A 16768-nucleotide genomic window follows, 5' to 3' on the forward strand; every position below is an offset into this window, starting at 1 on the left:
TAACTCGCCCCGGAGCCGTTCCACTTCCCCCAGCTTCACCCTGGGAGGCTGCCCACCACCAACCGAGATCACTCAACGTAACGAAGCACTACTAGCCCTCCGCGATCACCACCGCCGACGCGATGCCCGCGTCGTGGCTCAGCGACACGTGCCACGACGCCACGCCCAGCTCCGCCGCCCGGGCCGCCACCGTCCCCGTGACCCGCAGCCGCGGCTGCCCGCTGTCCTCGACGTACACCTCGGCGTCCGTCCACAGCAGCCCCGCCGGTGCGCCCAGCGCCTTGGCCAGCGCCTCCTTCGCCGCGAAGCGGGCGGCGAGCGAGGCGACGCCCCGGCGCCCGCCGCCGGGCAGCAGCAACTCGCTCTCCAGGAAGAGCCGCTCCGCCAGGGCCGGTGTGCGCTCCAGCGACGCCCCGAACCGCTCGACCTCGGCCACGTCGATCCCGACCCCGATGATGCTCATGCCGGGCACCCTAACCACTGCGGGCGGGAACCACTTGCGGGCGGCGCGGGGCGGGGGCGGCCGGGCGCTCTGAGAGACTGGGGGCACGATGAGTGAGACAGCTGCTCGGCGGGACGCGGTACTGCGCGCCCGGGCCGAGATCGACCTGGCCGCCCTGCGGGCCAACGTCCGCGCCCTGCGCGAACGGGCCCCCGGGGCGGCTCTCATGGCCGTCGTCAAGGCGGACGCCTACGGTCACGGCGCCCTCCCCTGCGCCCGCGCGGCCGTCGAGGCGGGCGCGACCTGGCTCGGCACCGCCACCCCGCAGGAGGCCCTCGCCCTGCGGTCGGCGGAGGCCGGACTGCCGGACGACGTACGTGTCATGTGCTGGCTGTGGACGCCCGGCGGGCCCTGGCGGGAGGCGGTCGAGGCCCGTCTCGACGTGTCCGTCGGCGGAATGTGGGCCATGGACGCGGTCACCGAGGCGGCACGGGCGGCCGGCGTGCCCGCGCGCGTGCAACTGAAGGCCGACACCGGGCTCGGCCGGGGCGGCTGCCAGCCCGGCGAGGACTGGGAGGAGCTGGTCGGGGCCGCCCTGCGCGCCGAGGGGGACGGGCTGCTGCGGGTCACCGGGCTCTGGTCCCACTTCGCCTGCGCCGACGAGCCCGGCCACCCCTCCATCGCCGCGCAGCTCACCCGCTTCCGGGAGATGACCGCGTACGCCGAGCGGCAGGGGCTGCGCCCCGAGGTGCGGCACATCGCCAACTCGCCGGCCACCCTCACCCTCCCCGACGCCCACTTCGACCTCGTACGGCCCGGCATCGCGATGTACGGCGTCTCGCCCAGCCCGGAGATCGGCACCCCGGCCGACTTCGGACTGCGCCCCGTGATGACGCTGGCCGCCTCGCTGGCCCTGGTCAAGCAGGTCCCCGGCGGTCACGGCGTCAGCTACGGGCACCACTACACCACCCCCGGCGAGACCACCCTCGGCCTCGTCCCGCTCGGCTACGCGGACGGTGTCCCGCGCCACGCCTCCTCCACCGGCCCCGTCCTGGTCGGCGGCAAGTGGCGCACGGTCGCGGGGCGGATCGCGATGGACCAGTTCGTCGTCGACCTGGGCGGGGACCGGCCCGAGCCGGGCGCCGAGGCGGTGCTGTTCGGGCCCGGCGACCGCGGCGAGCCCACCGCCGAGGACTGGGCCCAGGCGGCGGGCACCATCGCGTACGAGATCGTCACCCGGATCGGAAGCCGCGTTCCGCGCGTCTACGTCAACGAGTGACCGGTCCGTACCGACGCGCGTCCAGGTGAAACAGCGATCGGCAGCGGGCAGGCGCACAGCGGCCCGGTGAACCCGGCGAGACCCGGTGAAGAGGAGCGGTGTACGTGAGCGAGCGCAGCGGGGAGGCCGTCGTGGCGGCCGTCGCCTCCGCCACGGAGGCCGCCACCGAGGCCGCCGCCGGCGGCTGGCGCCGGGCGACCGGCATCGCCGGGGTCGCGATAGGCGTGGTCGCGGCGGGGGCCGCGGCCGGCGTGGCGATAGAACGGCTCACCGTCGGCCGCGGCATGCGCCGCAAGGCCCGTCTCGCCCTCGACTCGGCGGGCCCCTACGGCGGACTGCGCGGCACCCCGGGCAAGGCGTACGCCGAGGACGGCACCGAGCTGTACTACGAGGTCGACGACCTCGACCCAGAGGCCGAGGCCGACCGCGCCCCGCGCCGCAGGCGGCTGTTCGGCCGCAAGGAGCCCGCGCCCGTCACCGTCGTCTTCAGCCACGGCTACTGCCTGAACCAGGACTCCTGGCACTTCCAGCGGGCGGCCCTCCGGGGCGTCGTCCGCAGCGTCTACTGGGACCAGCGCAGCCACGGCCGGTCCGGGCGGGGCGTGGCCCAGACGCGGGACGACCGGCCGGTCAGCATCGAGGAGCTGGGCCGCGACCTGAAGGCCGTCATCGACGCGGCGGCGCCCGAGGGCCCGATCGTGCTGGTCGGGCACTCCATGGGCGGCATGACCGTGATGGCGCTGGCCGACGCCTTCCCCGGCCTGATCCGCGAGCGCGTCGTCGCCGTCGCCCTCGTCGGTACCTCGTCGGGGCGGCTCGGCGAGGTCAACTTCGGGCTTCCGGTGGCGGGCGTCAACGCGGTGCGGCGGGTGCTGCCGGGCGTGCTCAAGGCGCTGGGGCAGCGGGCGGAGCTGGTGGAGCGGGGCCGGCGGGCGACGGCGGACCTGTTCGCCGGGATCATCAAGCGGTACTCGTTCGCGTCCCGGGACGTGGACCCGGCCGTGGCCCGGTTCGCCGAGCGGATGATCGAGTCGACGCCGATCGACGTCGTCGCCGAGTACTACCCGGCCTTCAACGACCACGACAAGACCGAGGCCCTCGCCCACTTCACCGGTCTGCCGGTGCTGGTCCTGGCCGGGGTGCGGGACCTGGTGACGCCGAGCGAGCACAGCGAGGCGATCGCCGGCCTGCTGCCGGACGCGGAGCTGGTGCTCGTCCCCGACGCGGGGCACCTGGTGATGCTGGAGCACCCCGAGCTGGTCACCGACCGCCTCGCCGACCTGCTCGCCCGCGCGGGCGCCGTGCCGGCAGCGACTACCGTGGACGGCTATGGAAGCACCAGCAGCAGCGCAGGGCCCGGCTGAGCCCTCCCGGCCCGCCGAGTCCGCGCCCGACGTCGAAATCACCGTCACCTCGCCCGAGCAGATGCGGGAACTGGGCCGCAGGCTCGCCAAGCTGCTGCGCGCCGGTGACCTGGTGATGCTCAGCGGGGAGCTGGGCGCGGGCAAGACGACGCTGACCCGGGGGCTCGGCGAGGGCCTCGACGTGCGGGGCGCCGTGACCTCCCCGACCTTCGTGATCGCCCGCGTGCACCCGCCGCTCGGCGACGGTCCGCCGCTCGTCCACGTGGACGCCTACCGGCTGTCCGGCGGGCTGGACGAGATGGAGGACCTCGACCTCGACGTCTCCCTGTCCGACTCGGTGATCGTGGTCGAGTGGGGCGAGGGCAAGGTCGAGGAGCTGACCGAGGACCGGCTGCGGGTCCGCATCGACCGGGCCGTCGGCGACACCACCGACGAGGTGCGGCACGTGACGGTGACCGGCCTCGGCGAGCGGTGGGTCACGGCCGACGTCAGCGTCCTCGCCGGCTGAGCCGCCCGGCGGCGCCCCTGCCGCGGGATTTTCCGACAGGACGTCGGCAAAAGATTGCGCTCGGGGTCTCGCGCGTGGTCACATGGTACTCAGTTCGTAGTTAGGCATGCCTTACTGCGCCCGCCCCCGAGCTTCAGGAGGCGTCCATGTCGTCCACGTCCCAGGCCCAGCCGCAGGGCCGCCGGAGGTCCCAGCCGACCGCGCCCGCCGCGGTGTCGATGCGCGACCTGCTCGCCTCCTGCGCCGCCGCGACGGCGGTCTCGACGCCGCCCCGCGCTCCCGAGCCGGAGGCGTGCGGTCCGGTCCGCGACGACCGGGGCCACCGCGAGGCCGCCTGAGGCACACCCCGTCAGGGGACGACGACGACCTGTCGCCCGATCGTCGCGAACTTCCACATCGCGTCGCCGTCCGCGCGGGATTCGCGGATGCCGCCGGCGGGCCGGTCCGGGTCGGGCGCGGCCGTCGAGCCGTCGACCGCCGCGCTGAACCCGATGGCCACCCCTTGGGCGCCGGTGAAGCGCACCACGTGCTCGACCGGGACGCCGTCGGACCCGGTGATCCGGTTGGACCGGGACGTGACCGTGTAGGCGCCCGGGGCCGGATCGACCGTACTGGGCGTGACCTCGAAGGTGCGCCGCACCTTGTTCCCGGGGCCGACCAGCCACACGCGGTCGTCGTCCACCGAGTACACCACCCGTTCACCCGTTCCGGACCCCGCGGGCAGGGCGTCCGGGTGCCGCCGGTCGCGCGGCGCCTTGGCGGCGCCCGGGGCGGGGCTGCTGGTGGCGTGGATGCGGCCGAGGTCGGCCGGGGCGCTGACGGACGCCTGGTGGGCGAGGGCGCCGACGGTCACGAGGGCCGCCGTGGTGAGGCCGGTGACGATACCGGCGCTGCTGCTTGCCACTGGCGACCACCTCGTTGTCGTACCCGTGCGTTCCGCCTCGCGCGACCCGCGTCCGCTGCGGGCGACGGTAGCAGTACGTGATCGGGCGAACGCGGTGTGCGACACGGGGTGAAGGGGGCGGGACGGCCGGGTTGTCCACAGGGCGTCCGACGTGGGTCCCGCGGCGCCGTAGGCTGTTTGCGTGCTCTTGCTCGCTCTGGATACCGCCACGCCCGCCGTCACCGTCGCGCTGCACGACGGTACGGACGTCATCGCCTCGTCGAGCCAGGTCGACGCACGTCGGCACGGTGAGCTGCTGCTGCCCGCCGTGGACCGGGTGCTCGCCGAGGCCGGTCTGCGGCTCGACGCCGTCACTGGCATCGTCGCCGGCATCGGCCCCGGCCCGTACACGGGGCTGCGCGTCGGTCTGATGACCGCGGACGCCTTCGGGCTCGCGCTCGGCGTGCCCGTTCACGGCGTGTGCACGCTGGACGGCCTCGCCTTCGCCGCCGACCTGGAGGGCCCCTTCGTGGTGGCGACCGACGCCCGCCGAAAAGAGGTCTACTGGGCGCGGTACGCCGACTCCCGCACCCGCCTCACCGACCCGGCCGTCGACCGTCCCGCCGACATCGCCGAGCAGGTGGCCGGGCTCCCGGCGGTCGGCGCGGGCGCGCTGCTGTACCCGGACACCTTCCCCCGGGCGCACGAGCCGGAGCACGTGTCCGCCGCCGCCCTGGCCCGGCTGGCCGCCGAGAAGCTGGCGGCGGGGGAGGAGCTTCCCGCGCCCCGTCCGCTCTACCTGCGCCGGCCCGACGCCCAGGTCCCCAAGAACTACAAGGTGGTCACCCCCAAGTGACCGAGCCAGCCACCGCCGAGTCCGCACCCGCCGTACTGCGCGAGATGCGCTGGTGGGACATCGACCCCGTGCTGCGCATGGAGCGGGAGCTGTTCCCGGAGGACGCCTGGTCGCGGGGGATGTTCTGGTCCGAGCTGGCGCACGCGCGCGGGCCCGGGGCGACCCGGCGCTACCTCGTCGCCGAGGAGGCCGGTCAGGTCGTCGGCTACGCGGGTCTGGTCACCTCCGGGGAGCAGGCCGACGTGCAGACCATCGCCGTCGCCCGCGACCACTGGGGCACCGGCCTCGGCGCGCGGCTGCTGACCGAGCTGCTCCGCGCGGCGACCGACTTCGAGTGCACCGAGGTGCTCCTGGAGTGCCGGGTGGACAACACCCGCGCCCAGCGGCTGTACGAGCGCTTCGGCTTCGAGCCCATCGGCTTCAGACGCGGCTACTACCAGCCGGGGAACGTGGACGCCCTGGTGATGCGCCTGACCGACCCGTCCACCTCCGTACCGGGAACCGAACGAGGAACCGAGAACCATGGCTGACTCACGCGACGAGCCTCTCGTGCTGGGGATCGAGACCTCCTGCGACGAGACCGGCGTCGGTGTCGTGCGCGGCACCACCCTGCTGGCCGACGCCGTCGCCTCCAGCGTCGACGAGCACGCCCGCTTCGGCGGTGTCGTTCCGGAGGTGGCGAGCCGCGCCCACCTGGAGGCGATGGTTCCGACCATCGAGCGCGCCCTCAAGGAGGCGGGGGTGAGCGCGCGCGACCTCGACGGCATCGCCGTCACCGCGGGTCCCGGCCTCGCGGGCGCCCTGCTGGTCGGCGTCTCGGCGGCGAAGGCGTACGCCTACGCCCTCGGCAAGCCGCTGTACGGCGTCAATCACCTCGCCTCGCACATCTGCGTCGACCAGCTCGAACACGGTGCGCTGCCCGAGCCGACGATGGCCCTGCTGGTCTCCGGCGGGCACTCCTCCCTGCTCCTGTCCACGGACATCACCTCCGACGTCCGCCCGCTGGGCGCCACCATCGACGACGCGGCCGGCGAGGCGTTCGACAAGATCGCCCGCGTGCTGAACCTGGGCTTCCCCGGCGGCCCGGTCATCGACCGGTACGCGCGCGAGGGCGACCCGGACGCCATCGCTTTCCCGCGCGGCCTGACCGGCCCGCGCGACCCGGCGTACGACTTCTCCTTCTCCGGTCTGAAGACGGCCGTGGCCCGCTGGATCGAGGCGAAGCGGGCGGCGGGGGAGGAGGTGCCGGTGCGCGACGTGTCGGCCTCCTTCCAGGAGGCGGTCGTGGACGTGCTGACCCGCAAGGCCGTGCGGGCCTGCAAGGACGAGGGCGTCGACCACCTGATGATCGGCGGCGGCGTGGCGGCCAACTCGCGGCTGCGGGCGCTGGCCCAGGAGCGCTGCGAGGCGGCCGGGATCCGGCTGCGGGTGCCCCGCCCCAAGCTGTGCACGGACAACGGCGCGATGGTCGCCGCGCTCGGCGCCGAGATGGTCGCCCGGAACCGGGCCGCCTCCGACTGGGACCTCTCGGCGGACTCCTCCCTCCCGGTGACCGATCCGCACGTGCCGGGACGGGGGCTCGGCCACACGCACACGCACACGCACGACCACGTGCACGAGGTCAGCAAGGAGAACCTCTACTCGTGACCGTCGCGCTGATGTGGGAGGCGCGGGCCGTGCCCGGCCGGGGCGATGAGCTGCTGGCCTGGGCGCGGCGGCAGGAGCTGCCGCTGCGGCCGCTGCGCCGGGAGACCCTGCGCGCCCCGCAGGACCGCGTCCTCGTCGTCACCTGGTGGGACGCCGCGTACGACGCCGAACTCCCGGAGCTGCCCGAACCGGACGGGGGTCTGGTGGCGCGGGCGGTGCACCGTTGGCGGTTCGAGTCCGTCGAGTCCGTCGAGTCCGTCGAGGGCGACGACAGTCGGGGCGAATGATTCGACGTCCGGGTCGAATGTTTTGTGGGCCTTCGGTTCGTCGACCCCTTCGTCAGGTGGCCTCATGGGGTTACGATCGCCGCCATGACATCCCCGCAGCCCGCTGAAACCCGGACGCAAAAGCGGTCCGCCCAGACCGCGACCCTCGCGGAGATCGCGCGTGAGGCCGGTGTGTCGGCGCCGACTGTTTCGAAGGTGCTCAACGGCCGTGCCGACGTGGCCCCGTCGACCCGGGCCCGCGTCGAGGAGCTGCTCCGCGTCCACGGCTACCGGCGCAGGCGGGCCGAGTCGACCCGCTCGCCCCTGATCGACCTGGTCTTCCACGAGCTGGAGAGCGCCTGGGCGATGGAGGTCATCCGCGGCGTGGAGAACGTGGCCAGGGACGCCGGGCTCAGCGTGGTGCTCTCCGAGAGCGCGGGCCGCCTCACCCCCGGCCGGACCTGGGCCGACCAGGTCGCCGCCCGCCGCCCGCACGGCGTGATCCTGGTCCTGTCCGGCCTCGACGAGTCCCAGCGGGCCCTGCTCACCAGCCGCTCCATCCCGTTCGTGGTGATGGACCCGGCCGGCGACCCGGGCGCCGACGTGCCGTCCATCGGCGCCACCAACTGGCAGGGCGGCCTCGCCGCCACCCGGCACCTGGTCGAACTCGGCCACACCCGCATCGGCGCGATCAGCGGGCCCACCCGCATGATGTGCAGCCGCGCCCGCGTCGACGGCTACCGGGCGGCGCTGGAGACGGCGGGCCTGCCGGTCGACCCCGGCCTGATCGTGACCGGCGACTTCCACCACGAGGCCGGCTACCGGCAGGGCCTGGAACTGCTGCGCCGCCCGGACCGGCCGACCGCCGTCTTCGCCGGCAACGACCTCCAGGCGCTCGGGCTGTACGAAGCCGCGCGCGAGCTGGGACTGCGCATCCCGCACGATCTGAGCGTGGTCGGCTTCGACGACCTGCCGGTGGCGCGCTGGGTGGGGCCGCCGCTGACGACCGTACGGCAGCCGCTGATGGAGATGGCCGAGGCGGCGGCCCGGCTGGTGCTGGACCTCGGGCGGGACGACGGCTCCTCGACGGCGACCCGGGTGGAGCTGGCCACCAGCCTGGAGGTGCGCAGCAGTACCGCGCCGCCCGCGCAGGGATGAGCCGCCAGGCCGAGAAGGCCCGGCAGTCCGGGAATCGCCGCCAGTCTGAGAATTTCCGCAGAACCCCGGCCTACCTGTTCCAGTTTCAATAATTCGGACTTATGTTCCTTCCGGCGGGGCATCCGGGTGGGGACCCGGACGGACGGCAGGGGCGGGGGCTGACGCATGGCGGCGCGAGGCGGACAGGACGGGCGCGGCGGCCGCCGCAAAGGCCTGAAGGTGGCCTGCCTGGCCCTGGCCGGCGCCCTGCTGCTCGGCGCCGGGGCGGCGGGCTGGGCCTACTGGCACCTGAACGGCAACATCACCAGCGTCGACATCAACGGCGCGCTCGGAGACGACCGTCCCGCGCGACCGGTCACCGTCCCCTCCGCCTCGCCGTCCGCGTCCCCGGTGCCCACCGGCGCGCTGAACATCCTCGTCCTCGGCTCCGACTCGCGCAGCGGCGAGGAGAACCGTGAACTCGGCGGCGGCGACAGCGGGGGCGCCCGCTCGGACACGGCGATGGTCGTCCACCTCGACGCGGGCCGCACCGCCGCCACCGTCGTCAGCATCCCGCGCGACACGCTCGTCGAACGGCCCTCCTGCCCGCTGCCGTCCGGCGGTACGACTCGCGAGGCCGGCGGCGCGATGTTCAACACCGCCTACGAACTGGGCGGGCCGGTCTGCGCCGTCAAGACCGTCGAGACGCTCAGCGGCGTGCGCATGGACCACTACGTCGAGGTGGACTTCTCCGGCTTCGCCGACCTGGTCGACGCGCTCGGCGGGGTCACGGTCACCACCGACGTCGACATCGACGACGACAAGAGCCACCTGCACCTGGACGCCGGCACCCACCACCTCGACGGCACCGAGGCCCTCGGCCTGGCCCGCACCCGGTACGGGCTGGCGGGCGGCAGCGACCTGGCCCGGATAGAGCTCCAGCACAAGCTCGTCAAGGCGCTGCTGGCACAGATCTCCGCCACCGACCTGCTCGCCGACCCCGCCAGGCTCTACCAGGTCGCCGACGCCCTCACCGGCAGCCTCACCACCGACACCGGCCTGGACTCGCTCGGCGAGCTGATGAACCTGGGCCGCAGCCTCGGGGACCTCGCCGCGGACGACGTACGCACGCTGACGATGCCGGTGCTGCCGGCCCCCTCGGACCCCAACCGGGTGGTGGCCGACCAGCCGGACGCCGCCGACCTGTGGGAATCGCTGCGCTGAGGGATTCCTCGGGAAATCTCGGGGCGGGTGTCGATCCGGGGCCCGCCCGTTCGACGCAAGGGGTGAGAGGCCGGGAAGGAACCCGGCCGCGGAACCGGCCACCCCGAGGAGTCACCATGCCCCGCTACCTGTCGCTCATCCGCATCGAGGAGACCGACACCCCCGGCGGCCCCAGCCCCGAGCTGGTGCAGCGGATGGAGAAGCTGATGGAGGAGATGACCAAGGCCGGCGTCCTGCTGGACACGGCCGGCCTGACCCCCACCGCCCAGGGCACCCGCGTCCACTACGAGGGCGGACAGCTCTCCGTCACCGACGGACCCTTCACCGAGACCAAGGAGGTCATCGGCGGCTACGCCCTCCTCCAGGCCAAGGACCAGGCCGAGGCGATCGAGTGGACCAAGCGGTTCCTGAAGACGCACGAGGAGTACTGGACGGTGACCTGCGAGGTGCGGCAGCTGATGGAGGGCTGAGCCGACGCGGGGCGGACCGCGTCCCGTTTTGCCCCGGCGCCCCGAGGGTGTTGCATGGTGGGCTGTGGAACCGCAGCCCACCGCCGCCCTCGAAACCGTCTTCCGGCTGGAGTCGCCCCGCGTCATCGCCGGCGTGGCCCGGCTCGTCCGGGACGTCGGCATCGCCGAGGAACTCACCCAGGACGCCCTGGTCGCGGCCGTGGAGCAGTGGCCCCGGGACGGCGTGCCCGACAACCCGGGCGCCTGGCTCATGGCCACCGCCCGCCGCCGCGCCGTCGACCTGATCCGGCGCCGGGAGACCTACGCCCGCAAGCTCGCGGAGATCGGCCGGGACCTGCCCGCGTCGGCGCCCCCGCCCGGGGAGCTGGCCGACCCCGAGGACATCGACGACGACCTGCTGCGCCTGGTCTTCACCGCCTGCCACCCCGTGCTGTCCGCCGAGGCCCGCATCGCCCTCACCCTCCGCCTGCTCGGCGGACTGACCACGCCGGAGATCGCCCGCGCCTGCCTCGTCCCCGAGCCGACGGTCGCCCAGCGCATCGTGCGCGCCAAACGCACCCTGGCCAGGAAGAACATCGGCTTCGAGGTGCCGTACGGCCCCGACCGCGCGGCCCGCCTCGGCTCGGTCCTGGAGGTCATCTACCTGATCTTCAACGAGGGGTACGCGGCCACCGCGGGCGACGACTGGCTCCGCCCCGCCCTGTGCGAGGACGCCCTGCGCCTGGCCCGCGTCCTGTCCGCCCTGATGCCGAAGGAACCGGAGGTCCACGGCCTGACCGCGCTGCTGGAGTTCCAGTCCTCCCGCACCGCCGCCCGCACCGGCCCCGACGGCGAGCCCGTCCTCCTGGAGCACCAGAACCGCCACCGCTGGAACCGCCTGCTCATCGCCCGCGGCCTCACCGCCCTCGACCACGCCGGCGCCACCTCCGGCTCCGGCGCCCCGGGCCCGTACGTCCTCCAGGCCGCGATCGCCGCCTGCCACGCGACGGCCTACACGTACGAGGAGACGGACTGGCCCCGCATCGCCACGCTCTACGGCCTGCTCGCGGCCCGCGCCCCGTCCCCGGTCGTCGAACTCAACCGCGCGGTCGCCGTCTCCATGGCCGAGGGCCCGGCCCCCGCCCTGGCCCTCGTCGACGCCCTCGCCGCCGAACCCGCCCTGCGCGGCTACCACCTGCTCCCCAGCGTCCGCGGCGACCTCCTGCTCCGCCTGGGCCGCACGGCCGAGGCCCGCGCGGAGTTCGAACGGGCGGCGTCCCTGACCCGCAACACCCGCGAACGCGCACTCCTGCTGCGCCGCGGGCAGGAGGCGACCGGTTAACGCGCCGGGTGCCCGATCAGCATCGTCGGCGCCCCCGCGACCCGGGTCAGGAACACGGTCGCGGCGTTCGGGCCCTGCGGCTTGACCTTCTTCCGCAGTTCCTCCGGCTCGACCGCCGAGCCCCGCTTCTTCACGGTCAGCGTCCCGACCCCGCGCTCCCGCAGCAGCGCCTTCAGCTTCTTGACGTTGAACGGCATCCGGTCGGTGATCTCGTAGGCGGTGGCGTAGGGCGTGCTGTGCCGTTCGTCGGCGGTGACGTAGGCGATGGTCGGGTCGATCAGCCCGCCGTCCAGTTCGTCGGCCACCTCGGCGACCAGGTGGGCGCGGATGACGGCGCCGTCCGGCTCGTACAGGTACCTGCCGACCGGCCGGACCCCGGGGTCCGGGAGCATGGTCGCGGGGGTCGCGTGGATCCCCGCTCCGGCGGGCAGCAGCGTCGCCCGCCGCGCCCCCGGCGTCACGTCCGGGCCGAACCACAGCATCGCCTCCTTGACGTCCCCGCCGTCCGAGACCCACTCGGCCGTCGCTTCCGGGGGGATCGCCTCGTGCGGAATGCCGGGCGCGATCTTCAGCAGTCCGAGCGGTGCACCGAGCGCGGCGGACACGGCCCAGGACAGGGGAGGGGAGTAGGCCTCCGGATCGAAGATCCGGCCGCGCTTGGAGGAACGCCGGGCGGGGTCCACGAACACGGCGTCGTACCCGGCCGTGTCCACCTCCGTCACATCGGCCTCACGCACCTCGATCAGGTCGGCGAGACCGAGCGCGTCGGCGTTGGCGCGGGCTGCCGCACAGGTCAGCGGATCCCGGTCGACGGCGAGGACCCGGATCCCGGCGCGGGCGAACGCGATCGCGTCGCCACCGATCCCGCAGCACAGGTCGGCGACGGCCCGCACCCCGAGCGCCTGGAGGCACTCGGCCCGGTACGCCGCCACACTCGCGCGCGTCGACTGCTCGACCCCGTTGGGCGTGAAGAGCATCCGTCCGGCGTCCTCGGCCCCGAACTTCGCCACCGCGCGCTGCCGCAGCCGCGCCTGCCCGAGAGCCGCCGAGACCAGCCCGGCGGGATGCGTGCGCCGCAGCCGGGTCGCGACCGCCAACTCCCGCGCGGGGTCGGTGTCGCGGACCTCGTCGAGGAGCGCGCGGCCTTCGGGGGCGAGCAGGGCGCGGAAGGAGTCCAGGTCGTTCACCGACTCATTGTGGGCCAGTCGGTGGACGGTGTGCCTGCGGCGCGGTGTCGTGCCGGGCTCGGCGGCCGGTGACTGCGAGGATCCGGCACCATGCGAGCAGTCGTACAAAATGACAAAAGTCGGGCGTCGCGTCGCCTGTCCCGGGTGCCTCGTGCCACCGCCGTCCTCGCCGTCGCCGCCCTCGCCGCCGGCTGCGCGCAGGACGACACCCCCGAGGTGCGGGGTGCCCCCGGCCAGCAGGCGCCCCCGGCCCGCGCGGTCGACGGCGCGGCGAAGGCGCGTGAGGCCCGGGCCGCGCTGGCCGCCGCCGCCAAGCGCTGGGACCTCAAGAGGGTCCCGCTGACGGCCCCCGCACCCCCCGAGAAGAAGCCGGAGATCAAGCCCCGCGAGGGCTTCGAGGTCGACGGCCAGGAGGAGGACGACCTCCCTCCGGTCTTCACCACGGTGCCCACCAAGGAGAAGGTCGTCTTCCTCACCATCGACGACGGCGCCGAGAAGGACCCGGCGTTCCTGAAGATGATGAGCGAGCTGAAGATCCCGTACACCGTCTTCCTCACCGACGAGGAGATCAAGGACGACTACGGCTACTTCAAGAAGATGCAGGCCCGCGGCGTCACCCTCAACAACCACACCCTGAGCCACCCCTACCTGCCCGCGCTCTCCTACGAGGAGCAGAAGCGGGAGATCTGCGGCATGCAGGACGTCATGGAGAAGCACTACGGCAAGCGCCCCGTCCTCTTCCGCCCGCCCTACGGCAACTACGACGGCGACACCCTGCGCGCCGCCAAGTCCTGCGGCATCGAGTACGCCCCGATCTGGAGCGAGGAGGTGTACGTCGACCACTGGGAGTACCGCGAGTGGGACCAGGACCTGCACCCCGGCGACATCGTCCTCACCCACTTCCGGGGCACCGACGACTGGGACGGCACGATGACCGACATGGTCCGCCGCTTCCTGGACCGGATCACCGCCGACGGGTACGCGGTCGCCCGCCTGGAGGACTACCTGTGAGGCGAGGGCGGTTCCGCCCGGCCGGCGCCGCCCTGGCCGCCCTGCTGCTCCCGCTCGCCGCCTGCGACCGGCCGGCCGCCCCCGTCCCGCACGCGGCGGCCGGGGACCCGGCCCAGAAGAGCGGCAGGGACGCCGACCGGGGCCGGACCCTGCCGCCCGTCGTCGACCACGTCCGCACCACCGACCGGGTCGTCTTCCTCACGTACGACGACGGCGCCGGGCGCGACCCCGCCTTCACCGGCCTGGTCCGCGAACGCCGCCTCCCGGTCACCCTGTTCCTCACCGACACCGTCGCCGGACCGGCGTACGGCGACCTCGCCCGGCTGCGTCCGTTCGGTGCGAGCCTGCAGAACCACACGCTCGACCACCGCTCCCTGCGCGGCCTGCCGTACACCGGCCAGCGCGCCGAGATCTGCGGCCAGCAGACCAAGCTCCAGTCGCGCTTCGGCGTCCGCGCCCACCTCTTCCGCCCGCCGCACGGCACGTACGACACCACGACCCTGCGCGCCGCCGCCGACTGCGGCATCACGGCCCTCGTCCTGTGGCGCGCCACCCTCGACGCCGAGGGCGCCCTCACGTACACGCGCGGCGACCACCGCCTCCACCCCGGCGACATCGTGGCCGTGGACCCGGACCACCCGACGGCCGCGAACCTGGCGGCCCGCACGGCACGCCTGCTGGAGACGATCGAGGAGCAGGGGCTGACGGTGGGCAACTTGGAAAAGTACCTGTAGCCACAGCCCGTCCGGCGTTCGAGCACGAGGCCGTCGGGGCCGAAAGCGGGGGTCTGGGGGCGGCGGCCCCCGGCGACGCCCACACCCGTGCCGGGTGCCCTCCACGACCCGGCGTTCACCCGAAAATCTCCGCCGACGCGCCGCCGGCATTGGCACTCCGCTTGACCGAGTGCTAACCGCGGTCATAGTCTCGGCTCTGGCACTCCCCACCGGAGAGTGCCAACACAGCGACGGGCAGGTCCGGCACCCGCGACGACGGATCGACCTGGTCGCCACCTCAGACAGTTAACCCCGTGAGATCTCCGAAGGGGGAGGTCGGATCGTGACGACCGCCAGCTCCAAGGTTGCCATCAAGCCGCTCGAGGACCGCATCGTGGTCCAGCCGCTCGACGCCGAGCAGACCACGGCTTCGGGCCTGGTCATTCCGGACACCGCCAAGGAGAAGCCCCAGGAGGGCGTCGTCCTGGCCGTGGGCCCGGGCCGCTTCGAGGACGGCAACCGTCTTCCGCTCGACGTCAGCGTCGGCGACGTCGTGCTCTACAGCAAGTACGGCGGCACCGAGGTGAAGTACAACGGCGAGGAGTACCTCGTCCTCTCGGCCCGCGACGTGCTCGCGATCGTCGAGAAGTAGAAGTGGCGAAGTAGCTCTTCACTTCACCGAAGCACCTTGCTTTCCAGCTGCGCCCCTGGCTCCCGCGACCATAAAAAGCCGGGCGTCGGGGGCGCAGTTGCCGTATAACCCCAAGATTTCCGGAAGAGGGCTCACGCTCCCATGGCGAAGATCCTGAAGTTCGACGAGGACGCCCGTCGCGCCCTCGAGCGCGGCGTCAACAAGCTCGCCGACACCGTGAAGGTGACGATCGGCCCCAAGGGCCGCAACGTCGTCATCGACAAGAAGTTCGGCGCCCCCACCATCACCAACGACGGCGTCACCATCGCCCGCGAGGTCGAGGTCGAGGACCCGTACGAGAACCTCGGCGCCCAGCTGGTGAAGGAGGTGGCGACCAAGACCAACGACATCGCGGGTGACGGCACCACCACCGCCACCGTGCTCGCCCAGGCGCTCGTGCGCGAGGGCCTGAAGAACGTCGCCGCCGGTGCCTCCCCGGCGCTGCTGAAGAAGGGCATCGACGCGGCCGTCGCCGCCGTGTCGGAAGACCTTCTCGCCACCGCCCGCCCGATCGACGAGAAGTCCGACATCGCCGCCGTGGCCGCGCTGTCCGCCCAGGACCAGCAGGTCGGCGAGCTGATCGCCGAGGCGATGGACAAGGTCGGCAAGGACGGTGTCATCACCGTCGAGGAGTCCAACACCTTCGGTCTGGAGCTGGACTTCACCGAGGGCATGGCCTTCGACAAGGGCTACCTGTCGCCGTACTTCGTGACGGACCAGGAGCGCATGGAGGCCGTCCTCGACGACCCGTACATCCTGATCAACCAGGGCAAGATCTCCTCCATCGCGGACCTGCTGCCGCTGCTGGAGAAGGTCATCCAGGCCAACGCCTCCAAGCCGCTGCTGATCATCGCCGAGGACCTGGAGGGCGAGGCGCTCTCCACCCTCGTCGTCAACAAGATCCGCGGCACCTTCAACGCGGTGGCCGTCAAGGCCCCCGGCTTCGGCGACCGCCGCAAGGCGATGCTGCAGGACATGGCCGTCCTCACCGGCGCCACGGTCATCTCCGAGGAGGTCGGCCTCAAGCTCGACCAGGTCGGCCTGGACGTGCTCGGCACCGCCCGCCGCATCACCGTCACCAAGGACGACACCACCATCGTCGACGGTGCCGGCAAGCGCGACGAGGTCGAGGGCCGCATCAACCAGATCAAGGCCGAGATCGAGTCCACCGACTCCGACTGGGACCGCGAGAAGCTCCAGGAGCGCCTCGCGAAGCTGGCCGGAGGCGTGTGCGTGATCAAGGTCGGCGCCGCCACCGAGGTGGAGCTGAAGGAGCGCAAGCACCGTCTGGAGGACGCCATCTCCGCGACCCGCGCCGCGGTCGAGGAGGGCATCGTCTCCGGTGGTGGCTCCGCGCTGGTCCACGCCGTCAAGGTGCTGGAGGGCAACCTCGGCAAGACCGGCGACGAGGCCACCGGTGTCGCGGTCGTCCGCCGCGCCGCCGTCGAGCCGCTGCGCTGGATCGCCGAGAACGCCGGCCTGGAGGGCTACGTCATCACCTCCAAGGTCGCCGAGCTCGACAAGGGCCAGGGCTTCAACGCCGCCACCGGCGAGTACGGCGACCTGGTCAAGGCCGGCGTCATCGACCCGGTGAAGGTCACCCGCTCCGCCCTGGAGAACGCCGCCTCCATCGCCTCCCTCCTGCTGACGACCGAGACCCTGGTCGTCGAGAAGAAGGAAGAGGAAGAGCCGGCCGCCGCGGGCCACGGCCACGGCCACTCCCACTGAGCGCTGCGCTGAGCTGAGCTGAGCGAACGGTGCCCGGCCCC

The 16768-nt window shown here is 73.2% G+C and carries 19 protein-coding genes; 16 read left to right on the forward strand and 3 right to left on the reverse strand.

Annotated features, from left to right (window positions below):
• Positions 1–91 precede the first annotated feature (91 nt).
• A complete protein-coding gene (locus ACZ6IM_RS18655) occupies positions 92–463 on the reverse strand; it encodes a holo-ACP synthase (protein ID WP_052839834.1) in 372 nt (123 codons plus the stop codon).
• Positions 464–551: 88 nt separating this feature from the next.
• Between ACZ6IM_RS18655 and alr the strand changes: the two genes are divergently transcribed.
• From alr to ACZ6IM_RS18675, 4 genes are all read left to right on the forward strand, one after another.
• Positions 552–1721, forward strand: coding sequence for an alanine racemase (gene alr, locus ACZ6IM_RS18660; RefSeq protein ID WP_469557614.1), 1170 nt, complete (start codon positions 552–554; stop codon positions 1719–1721).
• A gap of 104 nt (positions 1722–1825) precedes the next feature.
• A complete protein-coding gene (locus ACZ6IM_RS18665) occupies positions 1826–3085 on the forward strand; it encodes an alpha/beta fold hydrolase (RefSeq protein WP_052839871.1) in 1260 nt (419 codons plus the stop codon).
• Positions 3051–3593 carry a tRNA (adenosine(37)-N6)-threonylcarbamoyltransferase complex ATPase subunit type 1 TsaE gene (gene tsaE, locus ACZ6IM_RS18670; protein WP_052839832.1) on the forward strand — a complete coding sequence of 181 codons (543 nt, stop codon included), beginning with the start codon at positions 3051–3053 and terminating at the stop codon, positions 3591–3593. The genes ACZ6IM_RS18665 and tsaE overlap by 35 nt, the downstream gene beginning before the upstream one ends.
• Positions 3594–3739: 146 nt before the next feature.
• The gene (locus tag ACZ6IM_RS18675) at positions 3740–3931 is read left to right on the forward strand and encodes a hypothetical protein (RefSeq protein WP_052839831.1); all 192 of its coding nucleotides are present in this window, start codon (positions 3740–3742) and stop codon (positions 3929–3931) included.
• A gap of 11 nt (positions 3932–3942) precedes the next feature.
• On the opposite strand, the gene ACZ6IM_RS18680 is transcribed toward ACZ6IM_RS18675, so the two are convergent.
• Entirely contained in the window at positions 3943–4497 is a 555-nt protein-coding gene (locus ACZ6IM_RS18680) for a hypothetical protein (RefSeq protein ID WP_052839830.1), read from the reverse strand.
• A 181-nt stretch (positions 4498–4678) separates the two neighbouring features.
• Between ACZ6IM_RS18680 and tsaB the strand changes: the two genes are divergently transcribed.
• The 8 genes from tsaB to ACZ6IM_RS18720 all read left to right on the forward strand — a co-directional run bounded on the left by tsaB (position 4679) and on the right by ACZ6IM_RS18720 (position 11397).
• The gene (gene tsaB / locus ACZ6IM_RS18685) at positions 4679–5332 is read left to right on the forward strand and encodes a tRNA (adenosine(37)-N6)-threonylcarbamoyltransferase complex dimerization subunit type 1 TsaB (protein WP_052839829.1); all 654 of its coding nucleotides are present in this window, start codon (positions 4679–4681) and stop codon (positions 5330–5332) included.
• Complete coding sequence (rimI, locus tag ACZ6IM_RS18690; protein WP_469557617.1) at positions 5329–5862, forward strand: ribosomal protein S18-alanine N-acetyltransferase; 534 nt, start codon at positions 5329–5331, stop codon at positions 5860–5862. Before tsaB ends, rimI begins: the two co-directional genes overlap by 4 nt.
• Complete coding sequence (gene tsaD, locus ACZ6IM_RS18695; RefSeq protein WP_052839828.1) at positions 5855–6979, forward strand: tRNA (adenosine(37)-N6)-threonylcarbamoyltransferase complex transferase subunit TsaD; 1125 nt, start codon at positions 5855–5857, stop codon at positions 6977–6979. Before rimI ends, tsaD begins: the two co-directional genes overlap by 8 nt.
• The gene (locus ACZ6IM_RS18700) at positions 6976–7266 is read left to right on the forward strand and encodes a hypothetical protein (RefSeq protein WP_052839827.1); all 291 of its coding nucleotides are present in this window, start codon (positions 6976–6978) and stop codon (positions 7264–7266) included. Before tsaD ends, ACZ6IM_RS18700 begins: the two co-directional genes overlap by 4 nt.
• 84 nt (positions 7267–7350) lie before the next feature.
• Positions 7351–8403, forward strand: coding sequence for a LacI family DNA-binding transcriptional regulator (locus ACZ6IM_RS18705; RefSeq protein ID WP_052839826.1), 1053 nt, complete (start codon positions 7351–7353; stop codon positions 8401–8403).
• A gap of 165 nt (positions 8404–8568) precedes the next feature.
• Positions 8569–9606 carry an LCP family protein gene (locus ACZ6IM_RS18710; protein ID WP_052839825.1) on the forward strand — a complete coding sequence of 346 codons (1038 nt, stop codon included), beginning with the start codon at positions 8569–8571 and terminating at the stop codon, positions 9604–9606.
• Positions 9607–9722: 116 nt separating this feature from the next.
• Positions 9723–10076, forward strand: a complete 354-nt coding sequence (locus tag ACZ6IM_RS18715; protein ID WP_052839824.1) for a YciI family protein — start codon at positions 9723–9725, stop codon at positions 10074–10076.
• 64 nt (positions 10077–10140) lie between these two features.
• The gene (locus tag ACZ6IM_RS18720) at positions 10141–11397 is read left to right on the forward strand and encodes an RNA polymerase sigma factor (protein WP_052839823.1); all 1257 of its coding nucleotides are present in this window, start codon (positions 10141–10143) and stop codon (positions 11395–11397) included.
• Here the strand turns inward: ACZ6IM_RS18720 and ACZ6IM_RS18725 are convergent.
• Complete coding sequence (locus ACZ6IM_RS18725) at positions 11394–12584, reverse strand: class I SAM-dependent methyltransferase (protein ID WP_052839822.1); 1191 nt, start codon at positions 12582–12584, stop codon at positions 11394–11396. The genes ACZ6IM_RS18720 and ACZ6IM_RS18725 overlap by 4 nt on opposite strands.
• A gap of 90 nt (positions 12585–12674) precedes the next feature.
• Here ACZ6IM_RS18725 and ACZ6IM_RS18730 point away from each other — a divergent pair, with 90 nt between their 5' ends.
• The 4 genes from ACZ6IM_RS18730 (at position 12675) to groL (ending at position 16727) form a co-directional block, all read left to right on the forward strand.
• Positions 12675–13595: a polysaccharide deacetylase family protein gene (locus tag ACZ6IM_RS18730; RefSeq protein ID WP_469557621.1), complete on the forward strand. Its 921-nt coding sequence runs from the start codon at positions 12675–12677 to the stop codon at positions 13593–13595.
• Entirely contained in the window at positions 13592–14329 is a 738-nt protein-coding gene (locus tag ACZ6IM_RS18735; protein WP_469557623.1) for a polysaccharide deacetylase family protein, read from the forward strand. Before ACZ6IM_RS18730 ends, ACZ6IM_RS18735 begins: the two co-directional genes overlap by 4 nt.
• A 322-nt stretch (positions 14330–14651) precedes the next feature.
• Positions 14652–14960: a co-chaperone GroES gene (groES, locus tag ACZ6IM_RS18740; RefSeq protein WP_019329594.1), complete on the forward strand. Its 309-nt coding sequence runs from the start codon at positions 14652–14654 to the stop codon at positions 14958–14960.
• Positions 14961–15101: 141 nt separating this feature from the next.
• Complete coding sequence (gene groL, locus ACZ6IM_RS18745; RefSeq protein WP_052839820.1) at positions 15102–16727, forward strand: chaperonin GroEL; 1626 nt, start codon at positions 15102–15104, stop codon at positions 16725–16727.
• Positions 16728–16768 lie beyond the last annotated feature (41 nt).

This window comes from Streptomyces sp. NPDC042336, assembly GCF_055581985.1.

Excerpts from the sequence above, each read along its gene's own strand:
- ACZ6IM_RS18655 (WP_052839834.1), bottom strand. The coding sequence starts at position 463 with ATGAGCATCATCGGGGTCGGGATCGACGTGGCCGAGGTCGAGCGGTTC.
- alr (WP_469557614.1), top strand. The coding sequence starts at position 552 with ATGAGTGAGACAGCTGCTCGGCGGGACGCGGTACTGCGCGCCCGGGCC.
- tsaE (WP_052839832.1), top strand. The coding sequence starts at position 3,051 with ATGGAAGCACCAGCAGCAGCGCAGGGCCCGGCTGAGCCCTCCCGGCCC.
- ACZ6IM_RS18675 (WP_052839831.1), top strand. The coding sequence starts at position 3,740 with ATGTCGTCCACGTCCCAGGCCCAGCCGCAGGGCCGCCGGAGGTCCCAG.
- tsaD (WP_052839828.1), top strand. The coding sequence starts at position 5,855 with ATGGCTGACTCACGCGACGAGCCTCTCGTGCTGGGGATCGAGACCTCC.
- ACZ6IM_RS18705 (WP_052839826.1), top strand. The coding sequence starts at position 7,351 with ATGACATCCCCGCAGCCCGCTGAAACCCGGACGCAAAAGCGGTCCGCC.
- ACZ6IM_RS18710 (WP_052839825.1), top strand. The coding sequence starts at position 8,569 with ATGGCGGCGCGAGGCGGACAGGACGGGCGCGGCGGCCGCCGCAAAGGC.
- ACZ6IM_RS18715 (WP_052839824.1), top strand. The coding sequence starts at position 9,723 with ATGCCCCGCTACCTGTCGCTCATCCGCATCGAGGAGACCGACACCCCC.
- ACZ6IM_RS18730 (WP_469557621.1), top strand. The coding sequence starts at position 12,675 with ATGCGAGCAGTCGTACAAAATGACAAAAGTCGGGCGTCGCGTCGCCTG.
- groL (WP_052839820.1), top strand. The coding sequence starts at position 15,102 with ATGGCGAAGATCCTGAAGTTCGACGAGGACGCCCGTCGCGCCCTCGAG.